Consider the following 20,386-nt stretch of genomic DNA (forward strand, 5'->3'; position numbering starts at 1 on the left):
GTCACTATAGGGTCAAGAGATGAACGACAGAATTCTGATGATCGGCCAATTGGCTAGACGAACGGGGACCAAGGTCGAGACGATCCGGTTCTACGAGAAGAACGGTCTCCTGCCCGCACCCTCGCGTACCGATGGCAACTACCGTGCATATGAGCCGGGCCACCTCAACCGCCTCAGCTTCATCAGGCGTGCGCGCGAGCTTGGTTTCTCGCTCGATCAGATCAGGGAGTTTCTCAAGCTGGCCGACGATCGTTCGCAGTCCTGCGCGGCGATTGATGCGATCGCAAAGGAGCACCGGAAGGAAGTCGAGCGAAAAATCGAAGACCTAACTGCGCTCAAGTCGGAACTGGACAGGATGATAGACCAGTGTGGATGCGGGCTGGTCGCAGATTGTAGGATAATAGAGAGCCTGTCTCCGCTGCCAGCCAGAACCTAATGACTGCTCACCGCAGCGCCGGGCCTCTCGATGCCAAAATCTTTGCGGCGATCGGTGACGTAATCATCTGGATCACAGCGAAGAAGGCGGCAGGCACGGCGATTTCCGAGGGCAACCCGGACGCCGCTACGAACGCCGCCGCAATGGAGAACTCCTTTTTGCTCACCGTGAACAGGTAGGCGATCAGCTCTTGCCGGTCGGCCACAAAGACTTTTGCGATGGACCCGACCGCATAGCCGATCAGGTTCAGCGTGAGCGCGGCCAGCGCGATTAGGAGGGCGAACCAGCCATAGCCGAGGATTGTTTCGGCGTTTGGACCCACGACCGCCAGAAGCAGGAGCAGGTAGAGCACCGAACCAAGAGAGGGATAGAGGCCATCGTGTCGGCCGACCGCTTCCGGGTATCGCGTGCGTAGGTAGACCCCGATCACGGTCGGCAGCACCACGATCAGCACTAATTCCATGATGACCGCCCCGATGGGAACTTGCAGCTCGATTCCGGTGAGAAGCAGGAACAGGATCGGCACGATGAAGGGCGAAAGCACTGTGTTGACCGCATTGAGGACCGCCGCGAGGGCGACATTGCCGCGTGCGAGCAGGACCAGCAACGGAGCGGAAACGTCAGTCGGCAGAGTGCCGACAAGGGTTTGACCGGCGGCCAGCGGCCCAGAGCCGAAGAACAGCCGCCCGGTGAGCCATCCGGCGAGCGACATGGGACCATAGACGAGGCCAAGCGCCCAAAGCTGCCGGCTCGGCTTCCGGAAAACCAGCTTTACGGCATGAGCGTCAAAGGTCAGGCTGATGACTAGCATCAGCAGGGCCAAAAGCGGGCTTATGCCGCTTTCAAGGATGATTCCGACCGAAGGCACCAGCAGGCCGAGCGCGGCCGTCGCGACGGTCAGCAGCAGAAGGTTGTTTTCAACGAAAGCGAGGATTTTTTGCACGGCCAGTTCTAGTCGCAGCAGATCGGCCCGGTTGGGCGACCCTCGCATTTTGCGAATAGGGCAATCGCTTGATCGCAATATTTGCAGTGGCCCTCGCAGCAGTCGTGCATGAGAAAGGCGACGAGATCGGAGAGCGCCGGCCAGTTGGCGCTGTAGATGATCGACTTGCCATCTCGCCGCCCCTGCACGAGTCCGGCACGCTCCAGTTCCTTGAGATGGAAGGAGACGCGCGACGGCGGCGCATTATCGAGCGCGCCGGCGATGGCACCAGCGGCCATGCCGTCAGCGCCGGCGACGACCAACATGCGGATTATCCGCAAGCGGTCCTCGTGAGAGAGCGCGGCGAAGCCCGCGAGCGCGTCGTTTTCGTCCATATCATTTCAACGTTTCATGTTTTGTTGAAATTATTGCTTATAGATGGAGCGCGCACGCGTCAATCTCGCGCAATTCCTGAAACCCGCAATAGATCGGCTGCACCCGGAAAGTCGCGGCTTTTCGTTTCACAAGTCTTTATCGCAAGTGCTAAGCCACTTGCGACATGATTTCCGAGAGCGGACCACCTGGGGCGAACGCCGGCTCGGTCCCGGCGAGGCGGCCTGACGCCACGAGCCAGTCGAATCAGTCGAGAGCATGCCGGTGTGCCTGCGGATCATCCGACTGCTCAGACACACCGCCGTTCTCCTGTAATTTTATCCCACACTACTACGACGACCGAAACTTGTTGAAACGACCTGTTTTGTGTCTCTTTTAGTGATCCCCATCCGGGGATCGTCTCTCGCCTCCCCGGTGGAACGGGGACGAGATGGCAGGCATCAACCACAAACAGGCAAATGTGGACCGCGGCGCGCGCATGCTCCGGACAGCGCTCGGACCTGCCATCTCAACCTTGCTGCAAGACCCGTCTGTCGTCGAGGTCATGCTGAACCCCGACGGACGCATCTGGGTGGACCGGCTGTCCGAAGGGCTGGCCGATACAGGCGAGATACTGTCCGCCGCTGACGGCGAGCGCATCGTGCGGCTGGTCGCCCACCATGTCGGCGTCGAAGTCCATGCGCGCAGCCCGCGCGTCTCGGCCGAACTGCCCGAAACCGGCGAGCGCTTCGAGGGGTTGCTGCCGCCGGTCGTGTCCGCGCCCGCCTTCGCCATCCGCAAGCCCGCGGTCGCCGTATTCACCCTTGATGACTATGTGGCCGCCGGCATCATGTCCGCCGATCAGGCGGAAACGCTCCGCGCGGCCGTTTCTTCCCGCGCCAACATCCTCGTTGCAGGCGGCACCAGCACCGGCAAGACCACGCTGACCAATGCGCTGCTCGCCGAGGTAGCGAAGACACAGGATCGTGTCGTCATCATCGAGGACACCCGCGAACTGCAATGCGCCGCGCCTAATCTGGTGGCGATGCGGACCAAGGATGGCATCGCCACTCTGTCGGAACTGGTGCGGTCTTCGCTGCGCCTGCGTCCGGATCGTATCCCCATCGGCGAGGTGCGCGGCGCCGAGGCGCTCGATCTCCTCAAAGCCTGGGGCACCGGGCATCCCGGCGGCATCGGCACCATCCATGCCGGTTCCGGCATCGGCGCGCTGCGCCGCCTCGAACAGCTCATCCAGGAAGCCGTCGTCACCGTCCCCCGCGCGATGATCGCGGAGACCATCAACCTCGTGGCCGTCCTCGCAGGTCGCGGGGCTGCGCGCCGCCTGGCCGAGCTTGCCCGCGTCGAAGGGATCGGGCCGGACGGCGACTACCGGATTTCCCCCGCTTTCTCAGAACCAGACACCGCTCACAACACTGGAGAACCTGCATGATCCGTCGTGCCTTCCGTATCCGCCACCATATCGCAACCGCATCGGCCTTCGCCTGGGTGAGCCTCACGACGTCCCCGGCCTGGGCCTCCGGCTCTTCCATGCCATGGGAGGCCCCGCTCGAGTCCATTCTGCAATCCGTCGAGGGCCCAGTGGCGAAGATCGTCGCGGTGATCATCATCATCGTCACCGGATTGACGCTGGCCTTTGGCGATACCGGCGGCGGATTTCGCCGTCTGATCCAGATCGTCTTCGGCATTTCCATCGCCTTCGCCGCCAGCTCCTTCTTCCTCAGTTTCTTCTCCTTCGGCGGCGGGGCGCTGGTCTGATGGCGGTGAGTTTTGAGGCGCTCGACACGGTGCGGGGCTTTTCCGTTCCGGTCCATCGCGCCCTGACCGAGCCGATCCTGCTCGGCGGGGCGCCGCGCTCCGTCGCGATCCTGAACGGTACGCTGGCCGGGGCCGTCGGCCTCGGTCTTCAGCTCTGGCTCGCCGGCATCCTGATCTGGGCGGTAGGCCATATCGCCGCCGTCTGGGCAGCCAAGCGCGATCCGCTCTTCGTCGAGGTCGCGCGCCGCCATCTGCGTATCCCCGGCCATCTCTCGGTGTGAGGCACGAGCCATGATGAACCTTGCAGAGTACCGCCGCACCGCATCCCGCCTCGCGGACTATCTACCTTGGGTCGCGCTGGTCGGGGAGGGGGTTGTCCTCAACAAGGACGGTTCGTTCCAGAGGACCGCCAAGTTTCGCGGTCCCGATCTCGACAGCGCCGTCGCGGCCGAGCTGGTCGCTGTGGCCGGACGGCTGAACAACGCCTTCCGCCGTCTCGGCTCGGGCTGGGCGATCTTTGTCGAGGCGCAGCGGTCGGAAGCCGCGACCTATCCCGCCAGCCAGTTCCCCGATCCGGCCTCCGCGCTGGTCGATGCCGAGCGGAAGGCCGATTTCGAGGAGGAAGGCAGCCACTTCGTCTCGGGCTACTTCCTGACCTTCCTGTGGCTCCCGCCCGCCGAGGATGCCGCCCGCTCCGAGTCCTGGCTCTACGAGGGCCGCGAAACCTCGGGCGTCAATCCCTGGGAACTGGTGCGCGGCTTTATCGACCGCACCGATCGCGTGTTGGCGCTGCTCGACGGCTTCATGCCGGAATGCCGCTGGCTCGATGACGCCGGGACGCTGACCTACCTGCACTCCACCATCTCGACCAATCGGCATCGTGTCTGCGTGCCGGAAACTCCGGTCTATCTCGATGCGCTGCTGGCCGATCAGCCGCTGACCGGCGGCCTGGAGCCGCGCCTGGGCAATCAACATCTCCGGGTGCTGACGATCACAGGCTTCCCGAGCACGACCACCCCCGGCCTGCTCGACGAGATGAACCGGCTGGCCTTTCCCTATCGCTGGTCCACCCGCGCCATCCTCATGGACAAGACCGACGCGACGCGGCTGCTGACGAAGATCAGGCGGCAATGGTTCGCGAAGCGCAAGAGCATTGCGGCGATCATCAAGGAGGTGATGACCAACGAGCAATCCGCGCTCGTGGACACCGATGCCGCGAACAAGGCGGCTGACGCGGACATGGCGTTGCAGGAACTCGGCGCCGACATGGCCGGCATGGCCTATGTCACGGCGACCGTCACGGTCTGGGACGAGGACGCCCGCGGCGCCGACGAAAAGCTGCGGCTGGTCGAGAAGATCATCCAGTCCCGCGACTTCAGTGTCATGGTCGAGACGGTCAATGCCGTCGACGCCTGGCTCGGCAGCTTGCCCGGACATGCCTATGCGAATGTTCGTCAGCCTCCGGTCTCGACGCTCAACCTTGCCCACATGGTTCCCTCAAGCGCCGTGTGGGCGGGGCCGGAACGGGACGATCACTTCAGCTCGCCCCCGCTGCTGTATGGCAGGACCGAAGGATCGACGCCGTTCCGGCTCTCCCTTCATGTCGGCGACGTGGGCCATACCCTCGTCGTCGGCCCGACCGGCGCGGGCAAGTCGGTGTTGCTGGCGCTGATGGCCTTGCAGTTCCGCCGCTATGCGGGATCGCAGGTTTTTGCCTTCGATTTTGGTGGCAGCATCCGCGCCTCCGCTCTGGCCATGGGCGGCGACTGGCACGATCTCGGCGGTGAACTGACCGATGCGACCGAGACCTCGGTTTCGCTGCAACCGCTGGCCCGCATCCACGAGACGGCCGAGCGGGCCTGGGCCGCCGACTGGATCGTCGCTATCCTGATGCGCGAGAACATCCAGATCACGCCCGAGGTGAAGGAACATCTCTGGACGGCGCTGACCTCGCTGGCTTCCGCCCCGGTCGGCGAACGCACCATCACCGGCCTTGCCGTGCTGCTTCAGTCCAATGACCTCAAGCAGGCGCTGCGCTCCTATTGTGTCGGCGGCCCCTATGGACGCCTTCTCGATGCCGAGGCCGAGCATCTCGGCTCAGCCGACGTGCAGGCGTTCGAGATCGAGGGCCTGGTCGGCACTGGCGCGGCGCCCGCTGTCCTGTCCTACCTGTTTCATCGCATCGGCGACCGGCTTGATGGCCGTCCGACGCTGCTCATCATCGACGAAGGCTGGCTCGCGCTGGACGACAAGGGGTTCGCGGATCAGTTGCGGGAATGGCTCAAGACCCTGCGCAAAAAAAACGCCTCCGTCATCTTCGCCACGCAGTCGCTGTCCGACATCGACAATTCCGCCATCGCCCCGGCCATCATCGAAAGCTGCCCGACGCGGCTCTTGCTGCCGAACGAGCGCGCCGTCGAGCCGCAGATCACGGAGATCTATCGCCGGTTCGGCTTGAACGACAGGCAGATTGAAATCTTGGCCCGGGCCACGCCCAAGCGGGATTACTACTGCCAGTCGCGGCGCGGCAATCGCCTGTTCGAGCTGGGCCTGTCCGAAGTCGGCCTCGCGCTCTGCGCCGCGTCCGCCAAATCCGATCAGGCACTCATTGCCGAAATCCTCACCGAGCATGGCCGTGACGGGTTCCTCGCCGCCTGGCTGCGGGCGCGCGATGTCGAATGGGCGGCCGATCTCATCCCCGACCTCAGCAATCTCGCGACCGAAAGCGAGGATCTGCCGTCCGTCATTTTCGATGACGACGCGTTCGAGTTCACCCTGGAAGAAGAGGAAATTACCCCATGACGCGCACAAAGACCCAGATTTCCCGCATGGCCAGCGCTTCGGCGCTCGCCCTTTCGCTCGCCGCGCCGCTGGCGCTCGCGCCGGTCTTCATCACCCCGGCCAATGCCTTCTTTGGCGGATTCGGCAGGATCGTCTATGATCCGACCAACCACGCGGAGAACCTGCTGACCGCCGCCCGTACGCTGGAGCAGATCAACAACCAGATCACCTCGCTTCAGAACGAGGCGCAGATGCTGATCAATCAGGCCCGCAATCTCGCGAGCCTGCCTCACAGCTCGCTTCAGGCGCTTCAGCAGAACGTCCAGCGGACCCAGCAGCTTCTCGGGCAGGCCCAGAACATTGCGTTCGACGTTCAGAACATCGACCAGATGTTCCAGCAGGACTATGGCAACCTGTCCCTCACAGCCACCGATCAGCAGCTCATAGCGAATGCTCGGTCCCGCTGGGAAAACACGGTCGGCGGCTTGCAGGACGCTATGCGGGTGCAGGCCGGCGTCGTCGGCAATATCGACAGCAACCGCGCCGAAATGTCTGCACTTGTCGGCCAGAGCCAGGGCGCGACCGGTGCGCTTCAGGCAACCCAGGCTGGCAACCAGCTTCTCGCCCTCCAGTCGCAGCAGCTTTCCGACCTGATCGCGGTGATCTCGGCCAATGGCCGGGCGGACGCCTTGACCGAGGCCGAACGCGCCACCGCAGCCGAACAGGGACGCATCCAGCGCGAGCGCTTCCTGACCCCGGGGTCCGGCTACCAGCCCGGCAACGCGCGAATGTTCAACTGAGCCGGGAGGGGAAGTCATGGACGGGAAGGTGCTGGCACGGATCGCGGCCATCGTATTTGTCGCCGTGGCCATCACGGCGACCATCATCGAGATGACCCGCGAGGACGTCTCCGTCCCGGCGCCTTCCGCTCCCTCGCTCCAGCCTCCGGTCGATCCCTTGCGCGAGGGGCAGCGCCGCTGCCAGCAGATGGGCGAAGCTGCGGCCAACAACACCGATTGCCTCGCGATCTGGGCCGAGACCCGCAACCGCTTCCTCGGCCGCACACCTGCGCCAGCGACACCCGAACAGAACGGGAGGCCGTGAGCACATGGGCGGAACGGGGGTCATCGACAACTTTCTCGGCATCTTCACCAGCTATATCGATTCCGGCTTCGGCCTGCTCGGCGGCGAAGTAGCCTTTATCGCCACGACGCTGATCGTCATCGACGTGACGCTCGCCGCACTGTTCTGGGCCTGGGGCACCGACGACGACATCATTGCACGACTGGTGAAGAAAACGCTGTTCGTCGGCGTCTTCGCCTATCTCATCAGCAACTGGAACAATCTCGCACAGATCGTCTTCGAGAGCTTCGCCGGGCTCGGGCTCATGGCGTCCGGAACTGGCTTCTCGGTTGCCGATCTGCTGCGTCCCGGCCGCGTTGCCCAAACCGGGCTGGACGCCGGTCGCCCGCTGCTGGAATCCATTTCGGACCTGATGGGCTGGATCGCCTTCTTCGAGAACTTCATCCAGATCGCGTGCCTGCTGTTCGCCTGGGCGCTGGTGGTGCTGGCCTTTTTCATCCTGGCAATCCAGCTTTTCGTCACGCTGATCGAGTTCAAGCTGACCACGCTGGCCGGCTTCGTGCTGATTCCATTCGGCCTGTTCGGAAAGACCGCCTTCATGGCCGAGCGGGTGCTGGGCAATGTGATCTCCAGCGGCATCAAGGTGCTGGTTCTTGCCGTCATCATCGGCATCGGGTCGACACTGTTCGGGCAGTTTACCGCAGGCTTCGGCGGTGCGACCCCGACGATCGACGACGCCATGGCGATTGTGCTCGCCGCACTCTCCCTTCTCGGCCTGGGCATCTTCGGTCCCGGTATCGCCACCGGCCTTGTCTCCGGCGGCCCGCAACTCGGCGCAGGCGCTGCCGTCGGCACTGGCCTTGCGGTTGGCGGCGCGGCCGTTGCCGCAGGCGGTGCGACCATGCTCGCCGCCAAGGGAGGTGCAGCCGCGCTATCGGGCGGTGCAGCGTTGGCGCGTGGTAGTGCTGTGGCAGCCGGTGCGGCTTCGTCCGCCTATACCCTTGGTTCCATGAGCGGCTCCGGCGCGGCCGGGGTCGCCTCCGGCCTTGGAGGTGTGGCACGCGCCGGAGCCTCCGCGACCGTTTCGCCCCTGAAACGCGCCGCCTCCCGAGCCACCGACAGCCTCAAATCCAGCTATTCCGACGGTGCAAGAGCCGGGTTCGCTGCGTCCGGCGGCAGTTCCTCTATGGGCACGGTCGGCGCAAGCGCATCTGCCGAGCCATCAACTTCGCCATCTACCGATGGGCCAGCCTGGGCACAGCAGATCCGCTGCGGCCGGGCCATGAGCCACGGCGTTACCGCTGCTGCTCATGCTGTCCGATCCGGCGACAGCCGCGGCGGCGGCTCCTCCGTCAGCCTTTCCGAAAGTGACCGCTCATGAATCTCTTCAAACGACCGACGACCCATTACGGCAAGGTGCCGGAACCCGAGACCCCCTATCAGCGCGCCGCGCAGGTCTGGGACGAGCGCATCGGCTCGGCCCGCGTGCAGGCGAAGAACTGGCGCTATATGGCCTTCGGCTGCCTGATCCTCGCGGCCGGCTTCGCCGCCGCGCTCGTCTGGCAATCGGCGCGCGGAACCGTCGTGCCTTGGGTGGTGCAGGTCGACAATCTCGGACAGGCGCAGGCAGTCGCGCCGGCAGCGGCCGATTATCGCCCGACCGATCCGCAGATCGCCTTCCATCTCGGCCGCTTCATCGAGCAGGTCCGCGCGATCCCGGCGGACGCGATCATTGTCCGGCAGAACTGGCTTCGCGCCTATGAGTTCACCACCGATCGTGGCGCGGCGGCGCTCAACGACTATGCCCGCGCCAACGACCCGTTCACCAAGGTCGGCCGCCAGCAGATCGCTGTCGAGGTATCGAGCGTCATCCGGGCTTCGCCGGACAGTTTCCGCGTGGCGTGGACGGAACGGCATTACGAGAGCGGCCAGCTTTCTACCACCGAGCGATGGACCGCCATCCTGACCATCGTGATCCAGGCTCCGCGCGACGCCGAGCGGCTGCGCGCCAATCCGTTAGGCATCTATGTCAACGCGATCAACTGGTCGCGGGAGATGAGCCAATGACCCGCACGACTTTCCGTAAAGCCGGGCTACCGGTTTTCCGTAAACCCCCTTTCGCGGCTTTGCTGCTTTCCGCGACCATACTTGCGGGATGCGCGACCAACCGAACACCGCAATTCAGCTACGATGACAACGTTCCGCCGCTGCCCGCCGTGCAGGCGGCCGCCACCGACGACCGGCCCCGGCCGCTGCATGTCCCGCCTGCCTTGACAGTCGCGCGGGGCGGAACCGCTGCCAGCACACCGGCAGGCCGTGTCGAAAACGCCAATGCCGCCGCCCGCGTCGAACCACGCCGCGAAGGCTATTACAACGCCATCCAGATTTATCCGTGGAGCGAAGGCGCGCTCTACCAAGTCTATGCAGCCCCCGGTCAAATCACCAATATCGCGCTGGAGCCGGGCGAAAGCCTGACCGGCGCGGGACCGATTGCGGCCGGGGATACGACACGATGGATCATCGGCGACACCGAATCCGGTTCGGGCGCGACCCGCCGTGTCCACATCCTCGTGAAGCCGACGCGACCGGACATTTCCACGAACCTTGTCGTGACCACCGACCGGCGCACCTACATGATCGAGTTGCGCGCGCGGGAAGCGCTCTACATGCCCTCCCTGGCATGGGCCTATCCCGCGCCACCGGCAGGCCTGCGCCAGAGCGTTCCGACCGCACCCGTCATCCCGGCCGAAGCGGCCCGAAACTATCGCTACGGATTGCAGGTGCGAGGCGATAGCCCGCCATGGCGGCCCGTTTCCGTCTTCGACGATGGACGCCGCGTCTATGTCGTCTTCCCGCGCGGCATCGTGCAGGGCGAGATGCCGCCGATCTTCGTGCTCGGCTCCGATGGCGAGCCGCAGATCGTCAACAGCCGTGTCCACCAGAATGTCCTGATTGTGGACCGCCTGTTCAGCGCGGCCGAACTGCGCCTTGGCAGCGGCGACCGCCAGCAGGTGGTCAGGATCGTTCGCATGGAACAGAGGCAGGCCGCAGCCCAGCCGGCCCGCACGACCACGGGAGCATCGTCCTTATGAGCGATACCGACACCGCCGCGCCCATGCGCCTGCGCGCTGAATCGCCCCGCGTTACCCGACTGTCTCGCAAGGTGCTGGCGGGCGTCGGTGCGATTGCACTTCTCGGCATCGGCGGCGCGCTGATCTACGCGCTCCAGACCCGCGACATGGGACCGGGCGGCGAAGAACTCTATTCGACCGAAAACCGACCTACGGCCGACGGGTTATCCGACCTGCCGCGCGACTATACGGGCCCGATCCTGGGACCGGCGCTGCCGGGCGATCTCGGCCGCCCGATCGTTGAGGCTCAGAACCGGGGCCAGCCCATAGCGACACCTGCCATTACGACGCCTGCCGTCGATCCCGAAGAGGAACGCCGGCGCGCCGAGGAAGAGGCGGCCCGCCTCAGCAACGTGTTCTTCCAGTCCGGCCCGCGCTCTGGCGGGACACCGGGAACGGCCATGCCCGGCCTCGCCGGGCTTGGCGGACAGCAACAGGACGCGTCCGGGCAGAACAGGCACGCGGCTTTCCTCAATGGCCCGGTCGACCGGCAGACCGTTTCCGCGGATCGCGTCACGCCGCCCGCTTCGCCCTATATCCTTCAGGCGGGCGCCGTCATTCCGGCCGCGCTCATCACCGGCATCCGTTCCGATCTTCCCGGCCAGATTACGGCGCAGGTGACCGAAAACGTCTATGACAGCCCAACCGGCAGCCTGCTTCTGATCCCGCAGGGGACACGCATCATCGGCCAATACGATGACGGCGTGACCTTCGGCCAGCGCAGGGTGTTGCTGGTGTGGAATCGCCTGATCCTGCCCGGCGGACGCTCCATCGTTCTGGAGCGCCTGCCGGGCGCGGACGCCAGCGGTTACGCTGGCCTTGAGGATGGCGTCGATTATCACTGGTGGGATCTGATGAAGGCCGCAGGGCTGTCCACGCTGCTCGCGGTCGGCACGGAGCTGGCGACGAGCGACGAGGACCGGCTGATCCGGGCTATCCGCGACGGCGCACAGGATACCGTCAATCAGGCCGGGCAGCAGATCGTGCAGCGCCAGTTGCAGGTCGCGCCGACGCTCACCATCCGGCCGGGCTTCCCGGTCAGGATAATTGTGACCCGAGATTTAGTATTTGACAACGGAGGAGGTTGACCATGACCAAGCTGAAACTCGGCCCGCTGCCCGACGACAAGCCGGTCAAGGTCACGGTGGAACTGCCGGGGCCGCTCCATCGCGATCTTGCCACCTATGCCGAAGTACTGGCCCGCGAGACGGGCCAGCCCGCCGCTGATCCTGTCAGGCTGATCGCGCCTATGTTGGAGCGCTTTATCGCCACCGACAGGGGATTCACGAAAGCACGGCGCTCCGTCCGGTCTCCGAAGTCGCAGGTCTGACGGCCATTGCTTTCGCCAGACTGAGAAACCGACGGAAGGCGGGATTGTCGTTGCTCGCCGACCAGACGGCCGAAAAGGGCAGGATCTCACCGAGGACCGGCCGGTAAACCACACCCGGAAATTGTGCGACGGTCATGGCTTCGCTCACCAGAGTCAGCCCTCGACCGAGTGCGACAAGCGGCACCAGATTATCCCGACCGACATATTGCACCTGGATCTCGGGATGCCTGCCGAGATCCGCGAGCCGCCGCACCAGATGATCATGGATTTCCTGTCCCGGAGCAGTCTCGCTGACGATAAAGGATTCGTCGGCCAGATCGCGCCACACGACCTCCTCTCTGTTGGCTAAGGCATGATGGCCAGGCAAGACCACGAACACACGCTCCGACCACAAGAGGGCGCGTTCGCAATCCGGCCAGTCTCGTGTTCCAGTGATGAAGGCGACGTCGAGATTGAGTTGCCGGATCGCTGCGACATGCTCTGCGGGGTTCCCGTCAGCCACTTCGATTCTGACCGCGCTATGTCGCCTGCCGTAAACTTCCAGCAACTCCGCCAAAAAGCCGGAAGCGATCGACGAATAAATACCGATTCGGACACGTCCCTTTTCAGAACGACCTGCGGAGGCAACCTCTTGAGCGCCTTCTCCAACAGTCCTGATGACCCTGCGGGCGTGTATGAGGAATCGCTGGCCGGCATAGGTTTGCGATACGCCCCACGTGTGCCGGTGAAACAAGGAGGCGCCGATCTCGTCTTCCAGCTTGGCAATGGACCGACTGATCGCAGCTTGCGACCGCCCAACCGCAGCGCCTGCTTTACGAAAACTGCCATGCTCGGCCGCCGCCACGAAATAACGGAGATGGCGAAGCTCGACTTTATCCGAACACTTGACCCCTTTCCGCATTATGCGGCCACCTTGCTTCTGGTCGCCAACATCAATGTCTGGAGAAAGCCCAAACGAATCCGTATGTCGGCACCATCATCGAGGTCCGCGGCATCATCTGCATAAACGTACCCTTCCGCGATCAGCGAGCCGAATAATTTGTCGACGGACGAACGGTTCTTCGCTTGGTCTTTCATTTCTGCCGCCTTGCATTGACGAAACGGGTATCAAGCAAGATCGTGCGGCCTCCAACCATTGGAAGGTCAAGACCGAAATTGCTTAAGTCATCGGGTAATTTGTGGCCGCTTCCCTCGGAGCTGAAATGGCTCACACTTCTGGCTGTCGAAAGCTGAAGGAAGGAAGCAGCCATGAAACACTATGCCGGACTGGACCTGTCGATGGAAACCACGCAGGTCTGCATTGTCGATGAGAATGGCGGGAAGATCGCCTCGATGAAGGTCGAGAGCGCTCCCGACAAGATCGCACAGGCGTTGCGCGAGGTTGGTGGCGTCAAACGGGCGGTGATCGAAACCGGCCGCATGTCGCCGGCGATCTGTCACGGTCTGCGTTCTCTCGGCGTTCCCGTCGTCTGTATCGATGCACGGCAGGCGCATCAGAGTCTGAAAGCATTGAAGGCGAACAAGACCGATCCTCATGACGCCGCCGGTCTGGCGCAATTGGCCAGGACCGGCTTCTACAAAGAGGTGCATGTCAAATCGCCCGCTGCTCATGGCGTGCGGAGCGTCATCACGGCACGCAACCATCTGGTCGAAGCCCGGGTACGGCTCGACAACATGATCCGGGGCTTGTGCGCGACCTTCGGCTTTAAACCCGGTCCCGGTCAGGGCAAGGCGTTTATCGACCGTGTGATGGAGGCTGCCAATATACCTGGCCTCGGCCAGAGCATTACCGCGTTGCTTGCCGTGAGAACCGGGCTGATGAAGCAGATCAAGGAAATGGATCTGGTGCTGCGTGAGTTCGCCCACCGATCGCAATCCTGCAGGCAGCTCATGAGCATCCCTGGTGTCGGTGTCCAGACTTCAGCAGCATTCGCCGCAGCAGTCGATGAAGCTGGCCGGTTCCGGCAATCACGAACGGCTGGAGCCTACTTCGGACTGGTCCCCCGACGTCATCAATCCGGAGAGGTCGACTGGACAGGCCGCATTACCAAGCAAGGCGACAGTATGGTGCGCAAGCTGCTCTACGAAGCGGCCAACTCGATCCTAACGCGCAGTCGCGGCAGCTTCGCCCTCAAAGGGTGGGCCATGAAGATCGCGAAGCGGCGCGGGCTGAGAAAGGCGCGTGTCGCGCTTGCCCGCCGTCTTGCCGTCATCATGCACGCCATGCTGCGCGATGGCACTTTGTTCGAAGCATGAAGTGAGGTAGAATCTGATTGCCAGCGGTGAAGCCCAGAAGCTGATCCGAGGGCGGTGTCCCGAGAGGGAACGCAGGGACGGACGATCTGCGAAGGTTACCGGATGGGCAAGTGAGCCCGCTTCGAGTCAATGCAACGTTCGGCCTTGTGAAACCCGATACAGCACGACCGCTGCTCGCAGCCGTCAGTGCGGACAGATCCTTGAAACCCTCAAGGGAAACACCGCCAAGCTCTGCAAATTACAGATCCCGGTCTTAACCGCAGCGTGAAGATTGCCGTGTCGGCGATAAGTGCTGCTGCCTGCGTCAACGAACGCATTAGAGGCCCGCTCTTCAGCGGTACAGGCATCACATCGCCAAGAAGCCTTGTTTGTCAGTCATCAAAGTGCTCCTCGTCGATATGGGTCGCCATGTCGATCAGCATGTCGCTCACGTGACTGTCTGCCACTTCGTAGAAAACCTGCTTTGACCGACGCTCCCCCCTGACGAGCCGTGCACCTCTGAGCAGGCGTAAATGGTGGCTAACCAGTGTCTGCGACAGTTCCAGGCTCTCAACAATGTCGCCGACGGACTTTGGACCCGGCAGACAAAAGAGCAGAATTCTCAGCCGTGTGGGATCGCCCAGCAGGCGAAAAGTCTCTGCCAGTACGGTTACGTCGTTCTGCGACAGGGACGGGGCTTGCTTCAACGTTCATGCTCCTGCTTGCTGTGGACATGCTCAGGCCCATGGTTGTGGTGATGCCCATCATGGTCGTGTGGATCCCCATGCGCGTGCCCGGTCAAGGCAGAGGCTTGCGACAGGCTGCACGCGTCCGCATCGTCATTCCAGTCGATGGCGATGGTCGGATGTTCGATCGTAAACTGTGACTTCAACTCACGCTCGACCGCGCGCACCACCGAGCGGGCATCGACATCGGCTTTCGGCCGCACATGTAGGGTGGCCAAGGTCCGCCCGGACGTGATCGACCAGACATGGATGTGGCTCACCGACGCCACGCCAGCGATGTTCTCGACAAGATGGCGTTCGATCTTCTCGGGCGTCGCGTTATCTGGCGCACCTTCAAGCAGGATATGTATCGACTTGCCGAGGAGATTCCACGCGGCGCGCAGGATCAGCAGGGAGACAAACACCGAGAGGATAGGATCGATCGGCGTCCAACCCGTGTACATGATCACGATGGCCGCTGAAACCGCTGCCACAGAGCCGAGGAGGTCGCCCAACACATGAAGGATGGCACCCTTGATGTTCACGTGCTCGGTATCTCCGCGCGTCAGAATCCAGAACACGAGAATATTGATGAGGAGCCCCGCAATGGCGACGCCAAGCATCGGACCCGCGAGGATAACATGCGGTTCCTGAAAGCGCTGCCAGGCTTCATAGACAATCCAGACGACGATCGCGAATAGCGTGATTGCGTTGATAAAACCGGCAAGGACCTCGAAACGCAGATAGCCAAAGGTCCGCTTGGAGTCTGCCGCCCGCCGTCCGAACCGAAAGGCGGCATAAGCTAGCGCCAGCGCAGCCGCGTCGCTCAGCATATGTCCAGCGTCGGCGAGCAGCGCCAGCGATCCTGAGATTAGACCGCCGATCACCTCCACGATCATGAACGTGAGGATCAGGAAGAACGAGAGAAGGACCTTGCGCTCATTATCGCTCGTGACGGTCGGCGCATGGGAGTGATCATGGGAATGGTCATCATGAGAATGACCATGGCTGTGTGAATGGGACATTTAGGGCTCATCCGTTTAACATGCAACATATGAATACGTGTTCATGTATTGCATATCCACTGCTCCGCTTGCAATTCGCCCGAGTAGGCGTCTGCACAAGGCATACGGCGGGTAGCGCGCCACGGAACCGCGCCGTAGGCTTAATGACTATCCTGTCAATGGACAGCGATCGTGCCGGGAGAAACCTGTCCCCTCCTGGCGTTGACCAGCACCGCTGCAATGACGGCGGCAATCACGAGGGCAGCTCCAGCGCCCATAAGCGCCAGACCATAACCGTGGATCAGCGCATCACTGGCAGACCTCACAACATCGCTGTCGCCAGCCACTCGCCCGCGATAGAGCGCACCGAGTGCATCCGGCAATCGGCCAGCCGTGGCCGAGACCGCAATAGTCGAAAGGACGGCCAGCCCCAACGCGACCCCGATCTGCTGCGAAGCATTGAAGAGCGCCGATGCGATGCCCGTCTCCTGTGCCTGCACGCCTTTCACGGCGGTCAGCGCCAAGGCAATCACCGCCCCTACGAAGCCGAAAGCGGAAAGGAAGGCGGCCGGCATGAAATGCCAGATATAGTCGAGTTCCTGTCCGATTGTGGCTAGCCAGAACAAGGCAGCACCACCGATCAGTGCGGCGGGCGCTGCCACCTCGCGCGGTGCAAACCGCGTGACGAGCTTGGAACTGACAATGGCACCAAGGATAATACCCGCACCGAAGGGCAGGAACGCCAGTGCGGTCATGATCGGGCTGTAGCCAAGGATATGCTGTAAATAGAGCGTCAGCATATAGATCATGCCCATTGGGCCAAAGCCGAGCAGCAGCATGGCGAGATAGGAGCCGGCGCGGTTGCGTTCCTTGAACAGGCGCGGCGGAAGAAGCGGGTCCTTGCTACGGGCCTGAAGGATCAGGAACACCGGCAGCAGGATCACTGCAGTGGCGAACGCAGCGAGGGTGATGCTGTCGGTCCAGCCATGCTCGCCGCCACGGGTGATTCCAAAGACGAGCGCCGCCATGCCGAGGATGCTGGTGAGCGCACCGGCAAGATCGGGTCGGCCCTTGTGCAGTTCCGCTTCGACAAGCGTTCTCGATCCGGCCAGCACCGCTAAGCCGATCGGAATATTGATGTAGAACGCCCAACGCCAGCCGAGCAATCCCGTCAGCAGTCCGCCAAGGATAAGCCCGGCGATGATGCCAAGGCCGGACATAGCGCCATAGACGGCCATGGCCCCGTTGCGGGCTTTGCCTTCGGGAAAGGTCGTGGCGATAAGGGCAAGGGCATTAGGGGCGGTTAGTGCCGCGCCCATCCCCTGAAGGCCGCGCGACGCGATTATGCTCACACCGTCCTGGGCAAGACCGACGAACAGGGACGCAATGGTGAAGATCGCCATGCCTACCTGCAACATGCGCCTGCGGCCATAGAGATCGCCCAGCCTGCCGCCGAACAGCAGCAGTCCACCAAAGGCAAGAATGTAGGCGTTGATCACCCAGGGCAGGTTCGCGGCCGAGATGCGAGATCGTTCTGGAGCGTCGGCAGGGCGATATTGGCGATGGTATCGTCAAGCACCACCATGAGCTGGGCCGTCGCAATGACGACAAGCGGCAATGACGTGCTTGCAGGTGCCGAAGCGACCGGAGGCTTCGGCGTTTGAGGGGAGATCGTAGACATCCGGGAATTCCTGCTACTTTTTTGAGTCGTTCAGATGTCGCAGACCTCTAATCCTTCCAATGGCTGGAAGGTCAAGAACAAATTGATTCCCAAATCCGCTGAAACTTGATCTATAAGCCGATGATCTGCACATCGCCCACATTTTGCATGCGAGAAGCGCCGATCAGGCAATGGCGATCAGTGGTCTAGCTGGCCAGGACATGACCAGCTCCGTCGTTCACGGACGGGCCGAGCGGCCTGGCGCGGCAGGAACGGGCGGCGGTCAGACGGTCCTAGCAGCAAATTCGCCGGAACAACGTTCGTCTTGACATGCTTCCTTCCTGATCCATTGCACCCCCGATGTGGCTTCCAACAATGGGAAGGTCAAGCCACCTTGGCCGCGATATCATTTTCCTCGTTGACCCTTGACCTTGCCAACGTGGCAAGGACCAGATTTGTCCGTGAACACCCAACAGAGGGAGTTCGCATGTTCCGATTCACTGTTCCCGACATGACTTGCGGCGGCTGCGCGCGCCGGGTCATCAACGCACTTCTGAGCGTCGATCCGGCGGCTGATGTCACCACCAATCCACCCACGCGCGAAGTGACGGTCACCACGAAGGTGGACGAGCAGGTACTTCCCGCCGCCTTAACCGAGGCAGGCTATCCGGCCGAGCGCAAGGACCAGTCGGCGGCCGGGTGAGGCTTCTGGGCGCGGTGGCGGCTCGGCTGCGCCCCTTCGTCTCCGCCATTCTCAACAGCTCGACTCGACGTGCAAGTACACTCAAGAATCGCTCCACCAGAGAAATGCGCCGGCGACAAAGAGATAGCGTGCCGCTTTGCCGATCGACACGAATATGAGGAAACGAAACAGGTCAACTCGCAGTGCTCCTGCCACAACTGTCAGCGGATCGCCGATAATCGGCAGCCAGGACAAGAGTAGAGACCACACGCCATAACGTCCGTACCAATCCGATGCACGGCTAAATGACCTGTCGTCAATCGGAAACCAGCGATGGTCTCGAAACCCCGAGAGGAACCTGCCCAGCGCCCAGTTCACCAAGGAGCCGAGCACATTTCCTGCCGTTGCGACGCCCACTAGGGTGACGAGGTTGGCCTGTCCCATTGTTAGAAGAGTCAGGAGCGCTGCCTCGGACGACCCTGGTAGGAGGGTCGCCGACGTGAACGCGCTTACGAAAAGGGCGGCATATGCGACAAGATCAGTTCCGATGTCTGCAACCAATGCCGTGCTGCCTCGAAGTTCGTCGTGCAGGCCGGCTCTGCTCATCGACGCCAATAGCTATTCTCAAGTCTGGCGCCAGAGCTGTTTCGCTCCGGCGCCGCGCTGCTTACTAGTTCGATCCGGCGTAGACTATGCCGTTCGGGCGATCGCCGACCGGCACGGTCTTGAGCACTTCCTGGCTCGCCACGTCGATGATCGAAACGCTGTCATCGGCAATGTTCGTTACGAACACGAATGCCCCGTCAGCCGATGCCGAGACGCCGTGGGCGCCGCCCCCGGTGGTGATCGTCTCGATCACGTTTCCGGACTCAGTCTCGATCACGGAGACCGTATCGTTCGGTTCCGCCTCGGTGCCCTGATTGGCCACATAGACGTAGGCTCCATCCGGGGTGGCGAACATCTGGATCGGGTTCGGCCCGACATCGATCCTGTTCGTCACCTCGCGGGATGCGGTGTCGATGACGGCCACCCGGTTCTCGTCTCGAAGAGAGACGTAGACCTGATCGCCCGAGGGCGTGAACCCGACCTGAACGGGCGCTGCGCCCACCGGAATGCGCGCAACCTCGGTCAGCTCCTGCGTGTCGATGACGGAGACCGAGCCGTCCTCGACATTGGCCACATAGAGCTCGCTCTCATCCGGGCTGAGGCGCAGCCCGTGCGGATAGGCTCCTGTCGTGATGTGCTCGATCACCGAAGCCGCTGCGAGATCAACGACCGCAATCTCGTTCCCGCCGGACAGCGAAACATAGGCGCGGCCGCTGCGATCGGCGACGACATGCGCCGGATGCGCACCGACTTCTACAGTGCCGACGGGTTGTGACAGTTGCTGCGGATCGAGCACCACCAGAAGCCCGTTGCCGGCATCGGCATGTCCCTGGTCATCCGATCCGTGAGCGTGATCGGAGGCAGGGCTCCCGACGGCGAGCAGCAGCCTCCCGTCCGGCGTCCGATCGACATTGTGCGGTGAGACTCCGATCTGCACCGTCTCGACCGAACCCGTGCCGAGTTCGATGGCGCTGATCGAATTGTCGCCCTCGTTGGCGGAGTACACGGTTCCGCCTGTCTCGACCAAGCCAGCAGGCTGCTGGCCGGCATTCCTGTCCAGCCACGCCTGCATTTCGGCGATCTCACGTTCCTGTGCTTCAATGATCTGAGACGCCCACTCTCTTGTCTGCGGGTCATCTCCGTATCGCTGCACGATCTTCGCCATGTCGACCGCACCCTGATGGTGCGGGATCATGCCCAGGATGAAAGCGACGTCCGGGTCCTCGGCCATGACGCCCTCCATCATCGGGCCGTGCATCTCCTCCATCGCATCGACATAGGCCTTGGTGAAGTCGGCGACATCGGCGTCGGCTGGAGCCGACTCTCCGCCTTGGGGAGCGGCCATCCCACCGTGCATCATGCCGCCCTGCATCATCTGCTGCATGGCGTCCATGCACGCTTGGGGCATGGTCTCCATCATGGCCCGGCATTCATGCGGCATGTCCTGCATCGAAGGCATCTGTCCTGAAGGGGACATGGAGGCAGGGGCCCGTTCCTCCTGGGCCTGTGGCGTCTGAGGGTAATGGGCGTCATGCTCTGCCTGCTGCGCCAGAGCAGCGCCGGAGACTCCCATCAAGAGACTAGCAGAAAGCGCAACTATTGTTCGGTACGTCATGGTTTATCCTTTGGCACCGGAGAGCCGC

At 62.8% G+C, this 20,386-nt stretch carries 24 protein-coding genes; 14 read left to right on the plus strand and 10 right to left on the minus strand.

Annotated elements, in window-relative coordinates:
* Window positions 1–19 precede the first annotated feature (19 nt).
* Window positions 20–436, plus strand: coding sequence for a MerR family transcriptional regulator (locus ABWW28_RS22355; protein WP_012092652.1), 417 nt, complete (start codon window positions 20–22; stop codon window positions 434–436).
* 7 nt (window positions 437–443) lie between these two features.
* Here the strand turns inward: ABWW28_RS22355 and ABWW28_RS22360 are convergent, their stop codons facing one another.
* Together ABWW28_RS22360 and ABWW28_RS22365 are read right to left on the minus strand one after the other, a co-directional pair.
* Window positions 444–1,379: a bile acid:sodium symporter family protein gene (locus ABWW28_RS22360; RefSeq protein ID WP_122520937.1), complete on the minus strand. Its 936-nt coding sequence runs from the start codon at window positions 1,377–1,379 to the stop codon at window positions 444–446.
* 8 nt (window positions 1,380–1,387) lie between these two features.
* Entirely contained in the window at window positions 1,388–1,753 is a 366-nt protein-coding gene (locus tag ABWW28_RS22365; protein ID WP_122520935.1) for an ArsR/SmtB family transcription factor, read from the minus strand.
* Window positions 1,754–2,181: 428 nt separating this feature from the next.
* On the opposite strand from ABWW28_RS22365, the gene trbB reads away from it, so the two are divergent.
* Genes trbB through ABWW28_RS22420 form a run of 11 tightly spaced genes read left to right on the plus strand, consistent with a single transcriptional unit; the run spans window position 2,182 to window position 11,831 of the window.
* Window positions 2,182–3,180: a P-type conjugative transfer ATPase TrbB gene (gene trbB / locus ABWW28_RS22370; protein WP_122520933.1), complete on the plus strand. Its 999-nt coding sequence runs from the start codon at window positions 2,182–2,184 to the stop codon at window positions 3,178–3,180.
* A complete protein-coding gene (locus ABWW28_RS22375) occupies window positions 3,177–3,506 on the plus strand; it encodes a TrbC/VirB2 family type IV secretion system protein (protein WP_122520931.1) in 330 nt (109 codons plus the stop codon). Before trbB ends, ABWW28_RS22375 begins: the two co-directional genes overlap by 4 nt.
* Window positions 3,506–3,787, plus strand: a complete 282-nt coding sequence (locus tag ABWW28_RS22380; RefSeq protein WP_122520929.1) for a VirB3 family type IV secretion system protein — start codon at window positions 3,506–3,508, stop codon at window positions 3,785–3,787. Before ABWW28_RS22375 ends, ABWW28_RS22380 begins: the two co-directional genes overlap by 1 nt.
* Before the next feature lie 10 nt (window positions 3,788–3,797).
* Window positions 3,798–6,308, plus strand: a complete 2,511-nt coding sequence (gene trbE / locus ABWW28_RS22385; RefSeq protein WP_353392189.1) for a conjugal transfer protein TrbE — start codon at window positions 3,798–3,800, stop codon at window positions 6,306–6,308.
* Complete coding sequence (gene trbJ / locus ABWW28_RS22390) at window positions 6,305–7,087, plus strand: P-type conjugative transfer protein TrbJ (protein ID WP_122520925.1); 783 nt, start codon at window positions 6,305–6,307, stop codon at window positions 7,085–7,087. The genes trbE and trbJ overlap by 4 nt, the downstream gene beginning before the upstream one ends.
* Before the next feature lie 16 nt (window positions 7,088–7,103).
* Entirely contained in the window at window positions 7,104–7,391 is a 288-nt protein-coding gene (gene trbK-alt / locus ABWW28_RS22395; RefSeq protein WP_122520923.1) for a putative entry exclusion protein TrbK-alt, read from the plus strand.
* Between the two features lie 4 nt (window positions 7,392–7,395).
* Window positions 7,396–8,751, plus strand: a complete 1,356-nt coding sequence (trbL, locus tag ABWW28_RS22400; protein WP_353392192.1) for a P-type conjugative transfer protein TrbL — start codon at window positions 7,396–7,398, stop codon at window positions 8,749–8,751.
* Window positions 8,748–9,437 (plus strand): conjugal transfer protein TrbF, encoded by a 690-nt coding sequence (trbF, locus tag ABWW28_RS22405; protein WP_122520919.1) that lies wholly within the window; start codon window positions 8,748–8,750, stop codon window positions 9,435–9,437. Before trbL ends, trbF begins: the two co-directional genes overlap by 4 nt.
* Complete coding sequence (gene trbG, locus ABWW28_RS22410) at window positions 9,434–10,462, plus strand: P-type conjugative transfer protein TrbG (protein ID WP_122520916.1); 1,029 nt, start codon at window positions 9,434–9,436, stop codon at window positions 10,460–10,462. The genes trbF and trbG overlap by 4 nt, the downstream gene beginning before the upstream one ends.
* The gene (locus ABWW28_RS22415) at window positions 10,459–11,589 is read left to right on the plus strand and encodes a TraB/TrbI/VirB10 family type IV secretion system protein (protein WP_122520914.1); all 1,131 of its coding nucleotides are present in this window, start codon (window positions 10,459–10,461) and stop codon (window positions 11,587–11,589) included. The genes trbG and ABWW28_RS22415 overlap by 4 nt, the downstream gene beginning before the upstream one ends.
* A 2-nt stretch (window positions 11,590–11,591) precedes the next feature.
* Window positions 11,592–11,831: a DUF2274 domain-containing protein gene (locus ABWW28_RS22420; RefSeq protein WP_353392194.1), complete on the plus strand. Its 240-nt coding sequence runs from the start codon at window positions 11,592–11,594 to the stop codon at window positions 11,829–11,831.
* On the opposite strand, the gene ABWW28_RS22425 is transcribed toward ABWW28_RS22420, so the two are convergent.
* Both ABWW28_RS22425 and ABWW28_RS22430 read right to left on the minus strand, forming a co-directional pair.
* Window positions 11,785–12,732: a LysR family transcriptional regulator gene (locus tag ABWW28_RS22425; RefSeq protein WP_122520910.1), complete on the minus strand. Its 948-nt coding sequence runs from the start codon at window positions 12,730–12,732 to the stop codon at window positions 11,785–11,787. The two genes, ABWW28_RS22420 and ABWW28_RS22425, sit on opposite strands and share 47 nt — an antisense overlap.
* Window positions 12,732–12,908 (minus strand): hypothetical protein, encoded by a 177-nt coding sequence (locus ABWW28_RS22430; RefSeq protein WP_012092667.1) that lies wholly within the window; start codon window positions 12,906–12,908, stop codon window positions 12,732–12,734. The genes ABWW28_RS22425 and ABWW28_RS22430 overlap by 1 nt, the downstream gene beginning before the upstream one ends.
* A gap of 171 nt (window positions 12,909–13,079) precedes the next feature.
* On the opposite strand from ABWW28_RS22430, the gene ABWW28_RS22435 reads away from it, so the two are divergent.
* Window positions 13,080–14,087, plus strand: a complete 1,008-nt coding sequence (locus ABWW28_RS22435) for an IS110 family RNA-guided transposase (RefSeq protein ID WP_122520908.1) — start codon at window positions 13,080–13,082, stop codon at window positions 14,085–14,087.
* 371 nt (window positions 14,088–14,458) lie between these two features.
* On the opposite strand, the gene ABWW28_RS22440 is transcribed toward ABWW28_RS22435, so the two are convergent.
* The 4 genes from ABWW28_RS22440 to ABWW28_RS22455 form a co-directional block, all read right to left on the minus strand.
* The gene (locus tag ABWW28_RS22440) at window positions 14,459–14,773 is read right to left on the minus strand and encodes an ArsR/SmtB family transcription factor (protein ID WP_122520906.1); all 315 of its coding nucleotides are present in this window, start codon (window positions 14,771–14,773) and stop codon (window positions 14,459–14,461) included.
* Entirely contained in the window at window positions 14,770–15,816 is a 1,047-nt protein-coding gene (locus ABWW28_RS22445) for a cation diffusion facilitator family transporter (RefSeq protein ID WP_122520904.1), read from the minus strand. The genes ABWW28_RS22440 and ABWW28_RS22445 overlap by 4 nt, the downstream gene beginning before the upstream one ends.
* A 155-nt stretch (window positions 15,817–15,971) precedes the next feature.
* Window positions 15,972–17,294 (minus strand): MFS transporter, encoded by a 1,323-nt coding sequence (locus ABWW28_RS22450; RefSeq protein WP_353392198.1) that lies wholly within the window; start codon window positions 17,292–17,294, stop codon window positions 15,972–15,974.
* Window positions 17,291–17,476: a hypothetical protein gene (locus ABWW28_RS22455; protein WP_353392200.1), complete on the minus strand. Its 186-nt coding sequence runs from the start codon at window positions 17,474–17,476 to the stop codon at window positions 17,291–17,293. The genes ABWW28_RS22450 and ABWW28_RS22455 overlap by 4 nt, the downstream gene beginning before the upstream one ends.
* A gap of 466 nt (window positions 17,477–17,942) precedes the next feature.
* Here ABWW28_RS22455 and ABWW28_RS22460 point away from each other — a divergent pair, with 466 nt between their 5' ends.
* The gene (locus ABWW28_RS22460; RefSeq protein ID WP_353392202.1) at window positions 17,943–18,158 is read left to right on the plus strand and encodes a heavy-metal-associated domain-containing protein; all 216 of its coding nucleotides are present in this window, start codon (window positions 17,943–17,945) and stop codon (window positions 18,156–18,158) included.
* A gap of 81 nt (window positions 18,159–18,239) precedes the next feature.
* On the opposite strand, the gene ABWW28_RS22465 is transcribed toward ABWW28_RS22460, so the two are convergent.
* Together ABWW28_RS22465 and copM are read right to left on the minus strand one after the other, a co-directional pair.
* Window positions 18,240–18,743: a YqaA family protein gene (locus ABWW28_RS22465; RefSeq protein ID WP_122520899.1), complete on the minus strand. Its 504-nt coding sequence runs from the start codon at window positions 18,741–18,743 to the stop codon at window positions 18,240–18,242.
* 64 nt (window positions 18,744–18,807) lie between these two features.
* Entirely contained in the window at window positions 18,808–20,358 is a 1,551-nt protein-coding gene (copM, locus tag ABWW28_RS22470; protein WP_122520898.1) for a CopM family metallochaperone, read from the minus strand.
* Between the last annotated feature and the right edge of the window lie 28 nt (window positions 20,359–20,386).

Source organism: Brucella sp. NBRC 14130 (genome assembly GCF_040371715.1).
Classification (GTDB): Bacteria; Pseudomonadota; Alphaproteobacteria; order Rhizobiales; family Rhizobiaceae; genus Brucella; species Brucella intermedia.

Excerpts from the sequence above, each read along its gene's own strand:
- trbL (WP_353392192.1), top strand. The coding sequence starts at position 7,396 with ATGGGCGGAACGGGGGTCATCGACAACTTTCTCGGCATCTTCACCAGC.
- ABWW28_RS22380 (WP_122520929.1), top strand. The coding sequence starts at position 3,506 with ATGGCGGTGAGTTTTGAGGCGCTCGACACGGTGCGGGGCTTTTCCGTT.
- ABWW28_RS22465 (WP_122520899.1), bottom strand. The coding sequence starts at position 18,743 with ATGAGCAGAGCCGGCCTGCACGACGAACTTCGAGGCAGCACGGCATTG.
- ABWW28_RS22420 (WP_353392194.1), top strand. The coding sequence starts at position 11,592 with ATGACCAAGCTGAAACTCGGCCCGCTGCCCGACGACAAGCCGGTCAAG.
- ABWW28_RS22425 (WP_122520910.1), bottom strand. The coding sequence starts at position 12,732 with ATGCGGAAAGGGGTCAAGTGTTCGGATAAAGTCGAGCTTCGCCATCTC.
- trbF (WP_122520919.1), top strand. The coding sequence starts at position 8,748 with ATGAATCTCTTCAAACGACCGACGACCCATTACGGCAAGGTGCCGGAA.
- ABWW28_RS22445 (WP_122520904.1), bottom strand. The coding sequence starts at position 15,816 with ATGTCCCATTCACACAGCCATGGTCATTCTCATGATGACCATTCCCAT.
- copM (WP_122520898.1), bottom strand. The coding sequence starts at position 20,358 with ATGACGTACCGAACAATAGTTGCGCTTTCTGCTAGTCTCTTGATGGGA.
- trbE (WP_353392189.1), top strand. The coding sequence starts at position 3,798 with ATGATGAACCTTGCAGAGTACCGCCGCACCGCATCCCGCCTCGCGGAC.
- ABWW28_RS22415 (WP_122520914.1), top strand. The coding sequence starts at position 10,459 with ATGAGCGATACCGACACCGCCGCGCCCATGCGCCTGCGCGCTGAATCG.
- ABWW28_RS22430 (WP_012092667.1), bottom strand. The coding sequence starts at position 12,908 with ATGAAAGACCAAGCGAAGAACCGTTCGTCCGTCGACAAATTATTCGGC.
- ABWW28_RS22460 (WP_353392202.1), top strand. The coding sequence starts at position 17,943 with ATGTTCCGATTCACTGTTCCCGACATGACTTGCGGCGGCTGCGCGCGC.
- trbB (WP_122520933.1), top strand. The coding sequence starts at position 2,182 with ATGGCAGGCATCAACCACAAACAGGCAAATGTGGACCGCGGCGCGCGC.
- trbJ (WP_122520925.1), top strand. The coding sequence starts at position 6,305 with ATGACGCGCACAAAGACCCAGATTTCCCGCATGGCCAGCGCTTCGGCG.
- trbK-alt (WP_122520923.1), top strand. The coding sequence starts at position 7,104 with ATGGACGGGAAGGTGCTGGCACGGATCGCGGCCATCGTATTTGTCGCC.
- trbG (WP_122520916.1), top strand. The coding sequence starts at position 9,434 with ATGACCCGCACGACTTTCCGTAAAGCCGGGCTACCGGTTTTCCGTAAA.
- ABWW28_RS22375 (WP_122520931.1), top strand. The coding sequence starts at position 3,177 with ATGATCCGTCGTGCCTTCCGTATCCGCCACCATATCGCAACCGCATCG.
- ABWW28_RS22355 (WP_012092652.1), top strand. The coding sequence starts at position 20 with ATGAACGACAGAATTCTGATGATCGGCCAATTGGCTAGACGAACGGGG.
- ABWW28_RS22365 (WP_122520935.1), bottom strand. The coding sequence starts at position 1,753 with ATGGACGAAAACGACGCGCTCGCGGGCTTCGCCGCGCTCTCTCACGAG.
- ABWW28_RS22455 (WP_353392200.1), bottom strand. The coding sequence starts at position 17,476 with ATGTCTACGATCTCCCCTCAAACGCCGAAGCCTCCGGTCGCTTCGGCA.
- ABWW28_RS22435 (WP_122520908.1), top strand. The coding sequence starts at position 13,080 with ATGAAACACTATGCCGGACTGGACCTGTCGATGGAAACCACGCAGGTC.